Origin of the sequence: Aeromonas sp. QDB25, from assembly GCF_027707725.1 — a bacterium.
Classification (GTDB): Bacteria; Pseudomonadota; Gammaproteobacteria; order Enterobacterales; family Aeromonadaceae; genus Aeromonas; species Aeromonas caviae.
The window spans coordinates 1-12,915 of record NZ_JAPCIZ010000091.1; the positions used below are offsets into that span (position 1 = coordinate 1).

The 12,915-nt window shown below is 57.8% G+C and carries 20 protein-coding genes; all 20 read right to left on the reverse strand.

What is annotated here, in order from left to right:
• Positions 1-27: 27 nt before the first annotated feature.
• The 20 genes from PG883_RS20375 to PG883_RS20470 all read right to left on the reverse strand — a co-directional run bounded on the left by PG883_RS20375 (position 28) and on the right by PG883_RS20470 (position 12,843).
• Complete coding sequence (locus PG883_RS20375; RefSeq protein ID WP_270807891.1) at positions 28-1,038, reverse strand: restriction endonuclease subunit S; 1,011 nt, start codon at positions 1,036-1,038, stop codon at positions 28-30.
• Positions 1,028-2,878 carry a class I SAM-dependent DNA methyltransferase gene (locus PG883_RS20380; RefSeq protein ID WP_270807893.1) on the reverse strand — a complete coding sequence of 617 codons (1,851 nt, stop codon included), beginning with the start codon at positions 2,876-2,878 and terminating at the stop codon, positions 1,028-1,030. Before PG883_RS20380 ends, PG883_RS20375 begins: the two co-directional genes overlap by 11 nt.
• 436 nt (positions 2,879-3,314) lie before the next feature.
• Entirely contained in the window at positions 3,315-3,722 is a 408-nt protein-coding gene (locus PG883_RS20385) for a type IV toxin-antitoxin system YeeU family antitoxin (protein WP_029303594.1), read from the reverse strand.
• A gap of 2 nt (positions 3,723-3,724) precedes the next feature.
• Entirely contained in the window at positions 3,725-4,039 is a 315-nt protein-coding gene (locus tag PG883_RS20390; protein ID WP_068982303.1) for a hypothetical protein, read from the reverse strand.
• An 89-nt stretch (positions 4,040-4,128) separates the two neighbouring features.
• Entirely contained in the window at positions 4,129-4,425 is a 297-nt protein-coding gene (locus PG883_RS20395) for a hypothetical protein (RefSeq protein ID WP_270807895.1), read from the reverse strand.
• 30 nt (positions 4,426-4,455) lie between these two features.
• Positions 4,456-4,797, reverse strand: a complete 342-nt coding sequence (locus PG883_RS20400; RefSeq protein WP_270807897.1) for a hypothetical protein — start codon at positions 4,795-4,797, stop codon at positions 4,456-4,458.
• Position 4,798: 1 nt separating this feature from the next.
• Entirely contained in the window at positions 4,799-5,341 is a 543-nt protein-coding gene (locus PG883_RS20405; protein WP_270807899.1) for a hypothetical protein, read from the reverse strand.
• Positions 5,342-5,420: 79 nt separating this feature from the next.
• Positions 5,421-5,783 (reverse strand): hypothetical protein, encoded by a 363-nt coding sequence (locus tag PG883_RS20410; RefSeq protein ID WP_270807901.1) that lies wholly within the window; start codon positions 5,781-5,783, stop codon positions 5,421-5,423.
• Positions 5,780-5,995 carry a hypothetical protein gene (locus PG883_RS20415; protein ID WP_234690469.1) on the reverse strand — a complete coding sequence of 72 codons (216 nt, stop codon included), beginning with the start codon at positions 5,993-5,995 and terminating at the stop codon, positions 5,780-5,782. The genes PG883_RS20410 and PG883_RS20415 overlap by 4 nt, the downstream gene beginning before the upstream one ends.
• The gene (locus tag PG883_RS20420) at positions 5,995-6,489 is read right to left on the reverse strand and encodes a hypothetical protein (protein ID WP_234690470.1); all 495 of its coding nucleotides are present in this window, start codon (positions 6,487-6,489) and stop codon (positions 5,995-5,997) included. Before PG883_RS20420 ends, PG883_RS20415 begins: the two co-directional genes overlap by 1 nt.
• Positions 6,490-6,604: 115 nt before the next feature.
• Positions 6,605-6,943 (reverse strand): hypothetical protein, encoded by a 339-nt coding sequence (locus PG883_RS20425; protein ID WP_270807903.1) that lies wholly within the window; start codon positions 6,941-6,943, stop codon positions 6,605-6,607.
• Between the two features lie 24 nt (positions 6,944-6,967).
• Positions 6,968-7,159, reverse strand: coding sequence for a hypothetical protein (locus PG883_RS20430; RefSeq protein ID WP_029303518.1), 192 nt, complete (start codon positions 7,157-7,159; stop codon positions 6,968-6,970).
• Positions 7,156-7,653, reverse strand: coding sequence for a RadC family protein (radC, locus tag PG883_RS20435; protein WP_042045083.1), 498 nt, complete (start codon positions 7,651-7,653; stop codon positions 7,156-7,158). The genes PG883_RS20430 and radC overlap by 4 nt, the downstream gene beginning before the upstream one ends.
• Positions 7,654-7,741: 88 nt before the next feature.
• Entirely contained in the window at positions 7,742-8,041 is a 300-nt protein-coding gene (locus PG883_RS20440) for a hypothetical protein (RefSeq protein ID WP_265458800.1), read from the reverse strand.
• Positions 8,016-8,444: a hypothetical protein gene (locus PG883_RS20445; RefSeq protein ID WP_270807905.1), complete on the reverse strand. Its 429-nt coding sequence runs from the start codon at positions 8,442-8,444 to the stop codon at positions 8,016-8,018. Before PG883_RS20445 ends, PG883_RS20440 begins: the two co-directional genes overlap by 26 nt.
• 9 nt (positions 8,445-8,453) lie before the next feature.
• Positions 8,454-8,879 (reverse strand): DUF2787 domain-containing protein, encoded by a 426-nt coding sequence (locus PG883_RS20450; RefSeq protein WP_103859009.1) that lies wholly within the window; start codon positions 8,877-8,879, stop codon positions 8,454-8,456.
• A gap of 38 nt (positions 8,880-8,917) precedes the next feature.
• Positions 8,918-9,478, reverse strand: a complete 561-nt coding sequence (locus PG883_RS20455; protein WP_029303605.1) for a lecithin retinol acyltransferase family protein — start codon at positions 9,476-9,478, stop codon at positions 8,918-8,920.
• Between the two features lie 211 nt (positions 9,479-9,689).
• On the reverse strand, positions 9,690-10,628 hold the full coding sequence (locus PG883_RS20460) for a recombination directionality factor (protein WP_113070554.1): 939 nt from the start codon (positions 10,626-10,628) through the stop codon (positions 9,690-9,692).
• The gene (locus PG883_RS20465) at positions 10,625-11,626 is read right to left on the reverse strand and encodes a YqaJ viral recombinase family nuclease (protein ID WP_333563562.1); all 1,002 of its coding nucleotides are present in this window, start codon (positions 11,624-11,626) and stop codon (positions 10,625-10,627) included. The genes PG883_RS20460 and PG883_RS20465 overlap by 4 nt, the downstream gene beginning before the upstream one ends.
• Before the next feature lie 257 nt (positions 11,627-11,883).
• Positions 11,884-12,843, reverse strand: coding sequence for a DUF932 domain-containing protein (locus PG883_RS20470; protein ID WP_270807909.1), 960 nt, complete (start codon positions 12,841-12,843; stop codon positions 11,884-11,886).
• Positions 12,844-12,915: the final 72 nt, after the last annotated feature.

The window sequence follows — 12,915 nt, forward strand, 5'->3', positions numbered from 1 at the left end:
ACCTTAGACCGCGCAAATGTTTGGATTTCAGGCAACCGCAGATCGTGTTTGATGAACTACGACAGGTTGCTTGATTTGGCGGGTGTTGCACTTCGGAGTTGAATTCGCGGTTTTGCCATTCTCAAGGCAAGGCGTGATCCGTGCCAGCAAGGTATCACCGTTGATAAACTTGGTGCCAGAACCCATCTCGCGGTCTGACACCCCAGCTACGGTATGCCCACTCGTCGCAACACTTGCCATGTCCAGATAAGGTGCCATCTCCCCTTTCTTCAGCTTTCGTGTTGGATTGATTTCATAGGCCTCGCTCAATTGGGATAGGCTCCACCCCCTCGGCACCAAGCCCAACGGGGATTCTTCGAAGCTGTCGGGGAACAGGGCTGCGACCTCGGGGGCCAGACCTGCCGGTTGCTCCTCACGAGTACGGGCATGAACCGGGTCGAAGTCGACAAACCACGACTTGAACAACGCCTGTGCGATGGCCTCCAACGTGGCGCTGGTCTCGCGCAGCAGAGCGATGCGGTCGTCGAGCGCAGCAACGATTTCCCCAACTTTGGCTCTCACGTACGCAGGGGGGAGCCTGAACTCGAAATCGAGTATTTGCTTTGCGCTGATATGCGGAACTGCAGTTCCTGTCGTCACATTCTGAATGTACGATTCAAATTCAGGAGTCGACAATAATGCGAACAAGAAGCTGCAATCTTCTCTTGAGGCAGGCCGGATCCGAGCAACCCGTTGTACTAGGTAACTGGGCGTATCTGCAGCTTGCACTTGAGCAACTTTCAGGCCAGCCGGAATCCACGGGCGATCCATCGCCAGAACAACATCTCCAGGCTCAAGCGCATACCGTTCAAGGCCAACAGCATTTTCACGAGACCATCGCTTTACCCCATCCCACCGAACTCTACCTGGCGCAATGTTATCTCCACGAAGCAAACGAACATCGTCTTGGCCATCAGAATAACCAGTACTCTTGAATGCAAAACCTGCGAGCAAGTCAACAAAGTCACGTAGTGGTATCAGCGGCCATTCAGAACACATATCCCAACCCCCCCAGCTTCTGTTTGATCAACTGGTCCAACTCGGCTCCCTTGCTCATCTGGCCACCCAGTTGCTTGGTCAAGCGCGCCATCTTGTCGGCAAAGGCCTCATCGTCCTCCTCCACCTCTTCGGCCCCTACATAGCGGCCGGGGGTCAATACATGGCCGTGCTCAGCAATCTCGGCCAAGGTTACGCTGCGGCAGAAGCCCGCTACATCTTCGTAAGGCTGCTCGCACTCCCCGTCCCCTTTCCACGCGTGGAAGGTATCGGCGATACGGGCAATCGCGCTCTCATCGAGCTCGCACTGCACCCGGCTGATCATGGTGCCCAGCTTGCGGGCATCGATAAACAGCACCTCGCCCTGGCGGCGGGTCTTGTTCTTGGCGAGGAACCAGAGGCAGGCGGGGATCTGGGTGTTGAAGAAGAGCTGCCCCGGCAGGGCCACCATGCACTCCACCACGTCCGCCTCCACCATGGCACGGCGAATATCACCCTCGCTGTTCTGGCTGGAACTCATTGAGCCATTGGCCAGCACGATACCGGCACGACCAGTTGGCTTGAGGTGGTAGAGCATATGCTGCAGCCACGCATAGTTGGCGTTGCCCGCAGGCGGCGTACCGTAGACCCAGCGCGGATCCCCCTCGAGGCTACCATGCCACCAGTCGCTGATATTGAACGGCGGGTTGGCCAGCACGAAGTCTGCACGCAAGTCAGGGTGCTGATTGCGGGTGAAGGTATCACCGTTTTCGCGCCCGAGGTTGTAGTCCATCCCCTGGATGGCGAGGTTCATCGCCGCCAGCAGCCAAGTGGTCGGGTTAGACTCCTGACCGTAGATGGAGACATCACCCAGCTTGCCGCCATGGGCTTCGATAAACCTCTCCGACTGCACGAACATGCCGCCTGAACCGCAGCAGGGGTCGTAGACCTGACCATGATGGGGAGCAAGCACCGCCACCAGCGTCCGGACTATGCTGGCTGGCGTGTAGAACTGGCCCCCCTTCTTGCCCTCTGCACTGGCAAACTCGCCAAGGAAGTACTCGTAGACCTGCCCCAGGATGTCGCGTGCTTCACCGACATCACTGCCAAAGCCAATCTTGGAAACCAGATCCACCAGCTCGCCGAGCTTACCATCGGGCAACTGGGCACGGGCGTAGCGCTTGTCGAGGATGCCCTTGAGCCGTGGGTTCTCCTGCTCGATCAGGGTCAGCGCATCGTCAATTCGCTTGCCGATATCGGCCTGCTTTGCATGGGCGCGCAGCCCCTCCCAACGGGCCCCTTCCGGTACCCAGAAGGCGTTCACCTCACGGTAGTAGTCGCGATCTTCCAGCTCCTCGGCCAGCAGCTCATCGTCACAGTCGTAGAGGAAGTACTCGTCGCTCTCATCGGCAAAGCGGCGGGTCAGCTCGGCGCGACGGGCGGCGAAGGAGTCAGAGATGTACTTGAGGAAGATAAGGCCCAGCACGATGTGCTTGTACTCGGCGGCGTCCATGTCGGCACGCAGCTTGTCTGCGGCAGCCCACAGGGTCTTCTTCAGCCCCTCGATACCTGTCGCTTGCGGCGCATCCTTGGCCTGCTTGCCCTTGCCACTGGCTTTCGCTTTGCGTGGTGCAGCGACGGCGGCGTCGCCTTCCAACACCCGGAGTACAGCACCGCCCCGCCCGCGCCCCTTGCGCAGAACGCCCTGTTCCAGCAGGGCCTCGCGTGCGGCGGTAAAGTCCTCATCGGTCAGGTCGCTGAATTGGGCTTTCAAGGTTTCCATCAAGGCTTGGTTGCCGATGCTGCTGCCATCTTCAGGAACGGCGGCCAGCAGCGCCTGGCTGAGCTCGTTGGGGTCGGTCATGGGGTTCTCCGGTTATGCGTGTTGCCATCACAACCCACCTGCGCGAAAGCCAAGGTGAGGATGCGGGCCAAGTTGTCAGACTGACGGAACGGCGCATGCCGAGCCTTGCGGGCGCAGCAGGGACCTATCCAGGGTGGTGGGTCAACAGAAGGCGATGCAGCCAAGGTGATGCATCGGCGAGAAAAAGTCCGGCCCGTCAGTCGTCTATCCATTATCTGGCGGGCAGTTTATACAAATGAACCCCGCAGCACTATGCGTAATGTCACGCGAAAGGTGATCACTGCGCATCGTTGTTATTGCAGAGATGAAATGGTCAACGTCTCACGTTAGCGGGCAAAAAAAACAAAGGAAAGGCCATGAATTGGCCTTCCCCACGACCTATCCCATTAATCACGGATGAGTAGGTGCCAAAATGTAACCACAAGCGGATTGGTGGTCACGTCTTGCGCTTAGGATTGGCGTCCATGTTCGTCGCTGGGTAAATGACTAAGTAGACATAGCCGTGGCTGCCAAGGGTATCGGCTTCGCAGGTAAAGCCTCCATGCTGGATAGTGATACGCTGCTGACGTCGGGCATCCAGTTCGCCTGTCAGCAATTTGCCCTCCAGTTCTTTGATGAGGCGAGGAAAGGCAATTTCCAGCTGGTCTATTGCCTCCTTTGCCCATTCACCTACCAGTGATGCCCGATCTGACAGAAAGTGCAGACGATGATGCTCTTGAATGAGACGAGCGCCAAAGCGCGGCGTCACGGTATGGGGCAAGCCCCACTGCGCAAAAATCCGGGTGGACTGGTCTGGCGCTGCGGGTCGGTGTTCGTCATTGGTGTGGGTGGTTGTCGTGGTCATGATTAGCGATACCTCATTTGAATGTCGATGATGGTGCCGGGCACGTTGTGACGCTGGCGCAGTCTGGTTAGGTGCTCAGGGAGTTCTGTCAGACTGGCCAGTCGCCCCCGGTAGAGTCGGGAGAGATTGACGTAGTCAGGGTGACTCACGGTGATGGTCACCTGATGTCCTGGCTGCCAGCGGCCAAACAGGCGAGCTTTGGCTTCCCTGATGGTGGTGATGCCGGGCGCTGGTAACGTCTGGCGGTTGCGCAGGTGCAGCTTGTTGAGCTCGGGGGCATATCGATGCACCTCGAGCCCGGTGATAAGACGGGTCATGTTCGCTGACTCCAATGATGCAAAGGGCCAGCCTGTGAGGGCTGGCCCTTTATGTTGTTTGTTGATGAGCGATGAGATGGTCGCGGTGGCTAGCCGTTGTAAAACAGGATGTAGTTCACACCAGCTTGCTGGGCGGCAGTGAGCAAGGGTTGCAGTGCTGGCGGGATTGCATCGAGCTCCATGGCCAGGTTCAGGGTGAACTCATAGGCGGAGTCATCTTTCACACCGACATGTTCATGGGAGGCCCTTTGCTTGACCCATTGCCATTCCGGCACCAGATCTGCGTCATCGTAATCGCCGATGATGGAACTCATGGCGACATCCAGCATCTGCATCACCGTATGGCCTGCCAGTGAGTCAGGTGTTGCAGGGATGGTGTTGGTCATTACATCGCTCCTTGTTGTCTGGGCTGTGGGTTACAGCTGATTGATAACCGGCTTGCAATTAAGACGGTCCAGCAGATGCAGCGAACCGTACTGGGCTACCAGTCGGTCTATGGCCATCTGGGCGCAGGCCGTTCTGCTGGGTTTATTTTCAGGTATGGCGTAACGAGCAGTGAGCCAACCGCCGAGCAGCGCAATGCGGTAGCCACTCGGGATATGGGTGAGCGACGTACCGACGCCCCTCCCGTGAATGAGAAAGGGCACAGCCTGCCCACCAATGTCGATATCAATGCGCAGGCCCTTGAGCTCGAAGGTGGTGAGTTCACCGGTTTGCGGATGCTTGCCGGGTACCTTGATGGTGATGTTCTTAGCCATCTCACACCTCCGGCTTGCGTTCAAAGTGGCGGGTCACAACGCCTGCTTGCGGGTCGATGCTGATAAAGGCCGGGGCTTGCGGGTGGTACTGGTAGAGCCGTGCCAATTCAGCGCGAAACGCCTCGACGTTCGGTGCAATTACATGACTGGTATCCCCCTCGGCGTAGGTAAAGGTCTCCAGCTTCTCGGTGTGAATCCATACCCCGAAGTACCACGCATCTTCTTCGGTGTCGTACTGCTGCCAGCCCTGAGCCAGCAGTGTTCGGTCGTAATAGTAGCGGTCAGCCTGATGGCTACCCCGGTCGATGCGGCAACCCGTCACGGTGAGCTCGAACGGGATACGCCCTGCCTTCAGAGCCTTCTTGACCCGGCGCAGCAGCTTGAGGGCTTTGGCTCTACTACGGCCATTACCGAGTGGTTGCTGCTGCCTGGCCCGCAATCCCAGGTGGGTCATTATCTTCGGCGCGGTGTTGTGGTTGAGCTGACCGATGGCAGTGGTGATCTGCCGAGCGGTCAGGGTCTTGTAATCACGCAGGTCGTGCATGGTTGGGCTTCCTTCAAATGCATACAGCCCCTCGGAGTGAGGGGCTGTATGGGGTCTTGTGTGTGCTGGTGGCCGTGGCTCAGGTGTGACTACTCCAATCCGGCTTGTCATTACTACCGTGGTTGACGTAGGCCCCGACAATTACCCGTTGCCACTCACCGACCGGCTGACCCGCTGCATTACAGGCGCAGCGAAAGCGGGCGAAGTTAATCTCTCGTGGCAGGTGTTCACGCATATCCCGTGGACTGACAAAGAGCGAGGTTTTGTGCAGCACCGGGTTGGGGGCCACCAGCGGGCCACCAATACGCAGCCCCTCTACATCGTGGGCATAGGCAAAGCCCGGCAGCATCAATTGCTGACTGATGAGCTTGGCAAGCCCTGAGTGAGCACACATGGCCTCCGCTACGGCGGCCTGGCTAAAGCTGTCATTGAACTCAATCATGGGTGTTTCTCCTTTTCCTCCGGTGAGCGGTAAGCCGCTGCCAGCAGTGCAAATTGTTCGACCAGATAGCTGATACTGATGCCCAGTTCATCGCTCACCCCATCCCCTAGACGGTGATGCATGTGAGCCATGTCATCGGCGATACGTTGGGCCAGCACGGCAGTGTTGTCCGGCGGTGAACTCGTTATGGTCAGGGTGATGGATAGAGCCATTACATCTCTCCCCAAGGGGCTTGTTCCCACAGTGACAGTCGAGTCAGCACGTCTTGCGCCAACGCTTGCTGCAACTGTTGAATCAGCTTCACAAGCCGAGGAGCCTGCTCAGGGCTCCCGCTCCATTCACTCGATTGGTACAGGGCGCAGCAGGTGAACTTGTAGAGGGCCACCAGCTCGCTATCGGTGAGTGGAGCCTGGTGGTAACGGTGGGCAGGTTTAAACCGACTCAGCTTGGTCGAGCGGGGCTGGCGTGGTTCCTGACGTCTCAGCTGATAGCGATGCCAGACCGCCCGTCGATTGGCGAGCATCATCAGCCGTACCAGCCGGTCTACCCGCCACGTCCAGGTGCTGGTCGTGTCTGCAGGCGGCAGCCACCAGAGGGATCGCAGTAACTCCAGGGTGTAGTGCGGTGGCATGGGGGCATTGCAAAAGCGGTGCAACTGCACGGCAAAGGCCAGGTAGTCCTTGCGATCAATCATGAAGGCAGACATGGGGTGACTCCTTGAAATGCACAAGGCCACCTGTAGTGAGGTGGCCTTGTTGGGGGGATCGGAATATCCGGATCTTGGTGTTGGACCTGATGATCCGGGTTTGGGAATGCTGGCGTTATTCGTGCGCCTGCTCTGTGCTAGGGAGAGCCGCATCGAACAGGATGGCGTAGAGTGCACCATCAATGCCGTTGACGGCATCGTGATGCGGGTAATAGGGCTGCGTGTCTCGGGATCGCTCAAAGTAGTCACCAAAGCAGCTGAGACACTCGCGGATCTCGATGGTGGATCCCTGCAGCAAGGCCTCTTCAAGCTGCCTGGCATAACCCTCGTCATCACGCGCCTTGGTGACGGCTTTTTCCAGTAATGCCAGCGCCTCCTCGTTGCAGGCAGTAGCCAGACGATGGCGCAGCTTGCTCAGGGTTTCCTCAAGGGAATAGGGGTTAGGTAATCGCATCGCTCATTTCTCTTTTGGAACGGACTAATGGCGCAGCTGATGCAGCAGCGCATCAATAGCCTCGATACTATCGGCCTGGGTGAGCGGGGAGCCGTTAGGCAGGTGAGCCACGATGGCGGGCTCGGTCTGCATCTCGACGTTGTCTGCCAGCCAACAGCGCAACTCGATGAGGATATCGAGGGCGGTGAGGTGGGTTTTGCCTGGGGTCTGGTTCATAGCTGACCTCTTTCGGCCATCGAGACTAAGCCCTCAGCACCGACCACCAGATGGTCAAGCAATCGCACATCGACCAGCGCCAAGGCTTCTTTGAGGGCCTGGGTAAAGACCCTGTCAGATTGACTGGGTTCCGGGTCACCGCTGGGGTGATTGTGCACCGCGATGATGGCCCCACTGTTGAGCAGTATGGCCCGCTTGACCACTTCCCGTGGGTAGATACTGGCGCTGTCCAAGGTGCCGCGAAACAGTTCCTCAAAGGCCAGTACACGATGTTGGGAGTCGAGGAACAGTGCACCAAACACTTCGTGCTCCCGGTCCTGCAGCAGGGTCTGCAGCCGCTCAGCGGCCTCTGTGGTACTGGTGATGGCGGAGCCTTTGGCAAGACGCTTGCGAGCAATCTGGTTGGCGATACGCAGCAGGTCTTGCTCTGTCACCGGTTCGGTGACGACATAAGTGCCGGGGCATTCTCCGGCTTTGAGTTTGTGGTAACGCATATTGGGTCTCCAAATAAGCAAAACCCCGGCACGCAGGAAGCATGTCGGGGTCAAAGATAGAAAGGTTGTTGGTTCTCTTTGAGGGGGGTCAGTTGACCGTGGTGGGGCCTGTTGTAGCTGTGGGCTCTCGCTTCACCGGCATCAGCGATTCGGGGACCAGCATGGTGAGCGGGACGGCCAGCGCCAGGCTCAAGCGCTCTGCCAGTTCGTAAGCTGGGCCGATAGTGTCGTAGTCAGCTACCCAAGTAGCCAGCCCTAACCCACTGGCCTCCATCGCCCGCAGATAGACGCTGTAGCCGTGCACGGTCAGGCCGCTGTCCCGCACTACTTGCGTCTCCCCTTCCCGATTGATGGCTTCCAGCTCAACGGCTATCGGTTGTTTGGGCATCGTGTGCCTCCTCTTGGGGTAAGGGGTCACTCTCTACTCGATAACCGTGATTAGTGCAGGTACGCTGCAGGTCGCTCAGAAAGCTTCCCAGCACGCGGGGTTGCTCGGTGAGAGAAACCGGTCCTGCCTGGCTGCGCCAAAAACAGTGACGAGTGGGGTCCACGCAAATTTCATCTATCGGCTGGCTCATGGTGCGCCAGTCCTCGGCATTGGTGAGGGAGAGCAGTTGCCACTGCCCCCCATACCAGCGCAGGTGCAGTGTAACGGTGCGAGCGTTTGGGCTACCAGGAGTCAGATGCAGCAACCAGCGCTCGCCCTGGTGAGTCGGCTGCAGTTTGGCTTTGGCCGCGACCAGGCCCAACCACTGACGTGAGTAGTGGGATAGAGCTAATTCTTGGGTCATCGTGACCTCCTAATCTCCTGCGACCGTGACGCTGAAGCATTCCAACCGGCAGTAGGCAATGAAGTTGCTTTGCCAGATATCGAACAATTCCCGCGCTTCGGCCAGCCGCAGCGGTCCCCAGCCCAACATGGTGTGTTCCCCATCGAGGAAGTTGAAGTCGATCTCCTTGCAGAGCTCGGCATCATGGCCGAGCCCCTGGTAGCTGAAGTCGGTGACGTAATCGAACAGCCAGCCATCTAGCCCACGGATCAGGCGGATCTCGACCGGGTGCACGCCACCTTGTTCGACACTGTAGCCGGGATTGCGGAAGTTGAAGGTTAGCTGGGTGCAGCGCCCCAGATCGAGATCGGTATGTTCGGCTTCTTGGCTGAGCAGGGCCAGTAAAGCCTGACAAGCAGGCAGGGCAAAGCCGTCCCGGTGAAAGGGAATCGTCATGGTAGTGTTCCTTGAAAGTGTGAGGTAGCGGTAGTGGATCAGTCGGTGAGCCAGGACCAGAGGCGGCTGACTGCGTGAACGGCTAATGCGCCGGTTGCCAGGGGGACCCAGCTTGGCGATGTCGCGAGGGTGGTCAGGGTGATAGCAGAGGTGGCGAGCGTTATGTAATCAGACGTTGTGCGCTCGCGGCTCAACACAGTCATAGCTGGGGGAATGATAGTAGTCTGTGGAGTACGAAGGGCCGCTTTCGCCACCGCCGTTGCTACCTGACTAACCTGTGTCGAGTGGTGGATACCGTGGATGCACCACATCACGAAGTGTTCACAGTTACTGAACAACACATCGTATCGATGCTCGCCCAGCCGTGTACGGGCACGTTTGAGGCTCGCTGTTCGGTCATACCGCCTGACAGGGCAAAATTTGCACCAGACCGGCTTACCATCGGAAAACGCATCCAGAGAGGTCATCACGATTTCACCGGGTAGGCCGAGATTAGGCCCCTGGTAGTGGATAACGAGGTCGCCCCCGACATAGAGGCCGTGGTGGGTATAACCGAGGCGAGCGGTCACCAGATGATCGCCTGGGGTGAATCGAGACATGAAGTTAACTCCTTGTGGTCAGGCATAAAAACGAAACAGGGCACCTTGTGGGTGCCCTGGAGTCGGTGTGAAAAGATGTATGCGACCCATCCGCGCCCAACCGAGCAGGGTTGAGTCTTGGGGCAGAAGCTAGCCCGGCTGGACAGTGCCGACCGGGTATTGCTGCTTGAGACGTTTGAGCTATTGGTCGAGCGTTTGGCCAAATCCTGAGTTAGAGCGCACCGGGTGCCTGTGCCGCGCCTTTACCCAATTTGTTGGTTAACGGGGATGCCCGAGTTCGCGAACCCTGTGGTCTGGTCTCCGCTTGCGGTGCCGGTTCGGCTGTCGAATGTTCCCCTTCCTCCACCTGAGGGTAAAACTCTTCCAATAGCATTGGCACTTCTTCATCCACGTCCTCGAACTGACCATTACGCAGCAAGGCTCGCGCCACCGCTTCCATCTCGCTGATTGTCAGTCCCGCCTCCTCATCCAGCATCGCTTCCTGCCGTGCCTGACCGACCGCCTCCGTCAGAGTCAGCTCGTCCCGCAGAGTCAAATCCACGTAGTAGACCGGGGTACGGTAGGACTGGGTGGTGCTCTTGGCCCGTAGCCGTAAGGTCAGCGGCAGATAACGGGTCAGGCCGCCACTCACCGCCTCGAAGTACTTGAGGCGTGCCGCCAGGGTCCGTACCGAGTTATAGCCTGTGGTACGAAAGATAAAGCTGCCGAGCTCATCCCCCTGTCCCTCCACAAACAGGTTGAGTCGTCCGTACAACTTGCAGCCCTGCTGCTGGCCGTAGGGACAGCGCTCCGGACCGGGGCAACTGACTTCCTCCATCCCTTGCGCCCCCACCCGTTTTGCCACCTCTCCATTGCCGACACAGAGCGGCCGTCCAGTCTGGCGGTCAAAGGCGCTGTACTCTGCCCGCAGGTTCAGATCGCTGTCATTGAACAGCACCCGTACCGGAATGGCGCGGATCTTGGCCTGCTCATGCCCTTGAGCGAACTGTTGATGCAAGGGATGGAGCAACCATCCCCCTTTCTGCTGTACCTGGGTGGTGAGGGTGAAACTGTCGTCCTTCTCCGGTACCCATTTCCCCTCTTTCTGTACCAGCTTGCCAATACAGATCCGCCCAATCACGGGCGGGGTAATCGCCAGTCCTTTGATCATGGTGTGTGTCTCCTGACAGCGTGAACTGCTTGAATGGTGAAACGGCGTGAGCCGGGCACTGGTTTGACGTAGTGGCTGAGTAGGTCGGGATGATCCTGCCCGAGTCGTTCCAAGTCCGGTGCCAGACGATCCTTGCTGCGTTTCCAAGTGATCTTGCCGTCGGCAAAGAGTCCTGCCGTAGCCTCTCCCAGCGTGGCCTGTAGCCGCTGCTTGATCTGCGATTCGCGTAGCTCCACTTCCTCCTTGTGTTCGCGCAGATGCAGCAACTCCCCGAACAACTGGTTGAACTCGGGCGAATCGGAGAGATCGACGGTCTCCCCATCATCACGGGGAAATAGCCAGGCCAGTGCCGAGCCTGCATCCTCGGAGCCATCAGGCTCGGGCTGCTGGTCGTGGGTGACCTGATGCCAGAATTGCGCTTCCCGCTCGGTGAGATCCCGGATCTTCTCCTCGTCGCGTTCGATGCGGTAAATCCGAAAATCCTGACCGCCGATGAGCACTGCCACCTCTGCCCAGGCATGGCCGGTGACGGCGAGTTGATGGAGTACCTGACACTGGTAGGCGACCGGCACGCCTTCCTCCCACTGCGGGGCACTGTGATAACTGGCGGTCTTGATTTCGAGGATGCCAGGGCCGTCGGGGTGGCCCACCACCTCCCGGTCGAGATTGGCGAGCATAAAGGTGTGTTCGGGGTGCTGGAGTACCGCATTGACCCGGCGCACCCGGTAGCCGGTGCGCTTGGCATAGACCTGTGCCAACACCGGTTCGAGCTCGATGCCCCACAACACAGCTTCTTTCTGAGAGATATCGTCCGGCTCCTTGCGCCCGGTTTTCTCCAGCCACAGCGACAGCGGGCACTTATAGGGTGAGAGGCCCACCGCCACGGCGGCATCGGACGAGCCAATCCCCAGCTTGCGGATCGCCAACCACTGTTCGCGAGAGAGGTCGGTGGTGGAGGCTAAACGAATGGCCTGACCGTATTTGGCTTTTGCTTTCATCATGACTCCTGATTGACGGCATAAATGCTCCCGCCCGGCCTGATGGCTGGGTAGGGGTCTATGACCAGGGCGGGAGCATACTTCGTTTGTTTTTCGTCCATCAGGCGTACGACGTTAAAAATCTCGGAGAAAAATGATTTTTTCTGCTGAGTTATGAAATATAGCGCGCCATTTTTGAGTAAAAAACATTCAAAATCAAAGTATGCTCCCGCCCTGGGTCTATGACGGGTAAATGAGATGAATCGGTAGAGCGGGGATTACTGCAGCAGAGTAAGGGCCTGATTGAGGGCCTGAGACTTTAGCTGAGCACCCTGACCGAACCAGGCGGAATCGAGGCGATAGTCCTGACTGCGAGCACGGCGATGATGGTCCACATATTCCGTCACCGCATTGACCAGCCCCCAGGCGGTATTCTGGGAACTGGCTAACTCCGAGCCCATACCTGCGCCTTGATACAGTTCGTGGAGCTGTTGAACAGGGCGAGTAAGGATGATTTGATTATCTGCATCCAGCGGTTGAGCCAGCAGGTCACTAAAGAAACGTAGTGCCTCTTCTGTCGCGACAGGACGGGCTGCCAATGCTTTGGTCTGGGTTTTGAATTCATCCCAATGAGCAAGTCCCAACCCTAATTCCTCTTTGACAATAGCCGGATCAAATGTCGTCGAGTGAGAGACTTTGACTGCGCCAGTGCTATTACGTAACGCCATCTGCAGGGTGTTATTACAGACCACCCGCAACGAGGTAAATTGCGCCGTGGTGCAGAGCGTTCCATCGCAACTGGTGGCCAACAGCAAATAAGATTTCACCACATCCCCACCCTTGAGTTTCATGTCCTGGCCGGTACGAGCCAGCGCCCATAATTTTCGACCACCTTTGAGCGACCCTGCGGTTTCCAATTCAAAACCACCCGCATCTACTAGGTCATGGTAGAAATGCAACACCTCGTGTGGCTGCACCACGTTATAACGCTGGGAGACCACTGAGAGCGGTGCCAGGGTATCGGAACGGTAGAGCACCTTACTATCACCATAGGAGCGGAAATGTAGTGCATCGGAAGCAACATTAAACATTACGTCGCTCTGCTCGATGGTCCAGTCCATTCCGGCAGCTTTAAGCCAGATCTCCAAGGATTGTTGTGGGGGCAAGATATTGCCGAGGCCGTGCCAAGGCGTCTGGCCCTGACTCTTATACACAAGTAGCGCCCTGAACGGAACCATTCCCGTTTTCCAGGATCTGATCTTCCATGTGACCTCCTAACATGGTAACGATCATGATAACTTCTGCTCTTC

Coding starts and splice junctions, on each gene's coding strand:
- PG883_RS20410 (WP_270807901.1), bottom strand. CDS start 5,783: ATGATTGAGTTCAATGACAGCTTTAGCCAGGCCGCCGTAGCGGAGGCC.
- PG883_RS20400 (WP_270807897.1), bottom strand. CDS start 4,797: ATGGCTAAGAACATCACCATCAAGGTACCCGGCAAGCATCCGCAAACC.
- PG883_RS20375 (WP_270807891.1), bottom strand. CDS start 1,038: ATGTGTTCTGAATGGCCGCTGATACCACTACGTGACTTTGTTGACTTG.
- PG883_RS20450 (WP_103859009.1), bottom strand. CDS start 8,879: ATGACGATTCCCTTTCACCGGGACGGCTTTGCCCTGCCTGCTTGTCAG.
- PG883_RS20445 (WP_270807905.1), bottom strand. CDS start 8,444: ATGACCCAAGAATTAGCTCTATCCCACTACTCACGTCAGTGGTTGGGC.
- PG883_RS20460 (WP_113070554.1), bottom strand. CDS start 10,628: ATGATCAAAGGACTGGCGATTACCCCGCCCGTGATTGGGCGGATCTGT.
- PG883_RS20395 (WP_270807895.1), bottom strand. CDS start 4,425: ATGACCAACACCATCCCTGCAACACCTGACTCACTGGCAGGCCATACG.
- PG883_RS20455 (WP_029303605.1), bottom strand. CDS start 9,478: ATGTCTCGATTCACCCCAGGCGATCATCTGGTGACCGCTCGCCTCGGT.
- PG883_RS20405 (WP_270807899.1), bottom strand. CDS start 5,341: ATGCACGACCTGCGTGATTACAAGACCCTGACCGCTCGGCAGATCACC.
- PG883_RS20425 (WP_270807903.1), bottom strand. CDS start 6,943: ATGCGATTACCTAACCCCTATTCCCTTGAGGAAACCCTGAGCAAGCTG.
- PG883_RS20470 (WP_270807909.1), bottom strand. CDS start 12,843: ATGGTTCCGTTCAGGGCGCTACTTGTGTATAAGAGTCAGGGCCAGACG.
- PG883_RS20415 (WP_234690469.1), bottom strand. CDS start 5,995: ATGGCTCTATCCATCACCCTGACCATAACGAGTTCACCGCCGGACAAC.
- PG883_RS20440 (WP_265458800.1), bottom strand. CDS start 8,041: ATGCCCAAACAACCGATAGCCGTTGAGCTGGAAGCCATCAATCGGGAA.
- PG883_RS20390 (WP_068982303.1), bottom strand. CDS start 4,039: ATGACCCGTCTTATCACCGGGCTCGAGGTGCATCGATATGCCCCCGAG.
- PG883_RS20385 (WP_029303594.1), bottom strand. CDS start 3,722: ATGACCACGACAACCACCCACACCAATGACGAACACCGACCCGCAGCG.
- PG883_RS20420 (WP_234690470.1), bottom strand. CDS start 6,489: ATGTCTGCCTTCATGATTGATCGCAAGGACTACCTGGCCTTTGCCGTG.
- PG883_RS20465 (WP_333563562.1), bottom strand. CDS start 11,626: ATGAAAGCAAAAGCCAAATACGGTCAGGCCATTCGTTTAGCCTCCACC.
- radC (WP_042045083.1), bottom strand. CDS start 7,653: ATGCGTTACCACAAACTCAAAGCCGGAGAATGCCCCGGCACTTATGTC.
- PG883_RS20430 (WP_029303518.1), bottom strand. CDS start 7,159: ATGAACCAGACCCCAGGCAAAACCCACCTCACCGCCCTCGATATCCTC.
- PG883_RS20380 (WP_270807893.1), bottom strand. CDS start 2,878: ATGACCGACCCCAACGAGCTCAGCCAGGCGCTGCTGGCCGCCGTTCCT.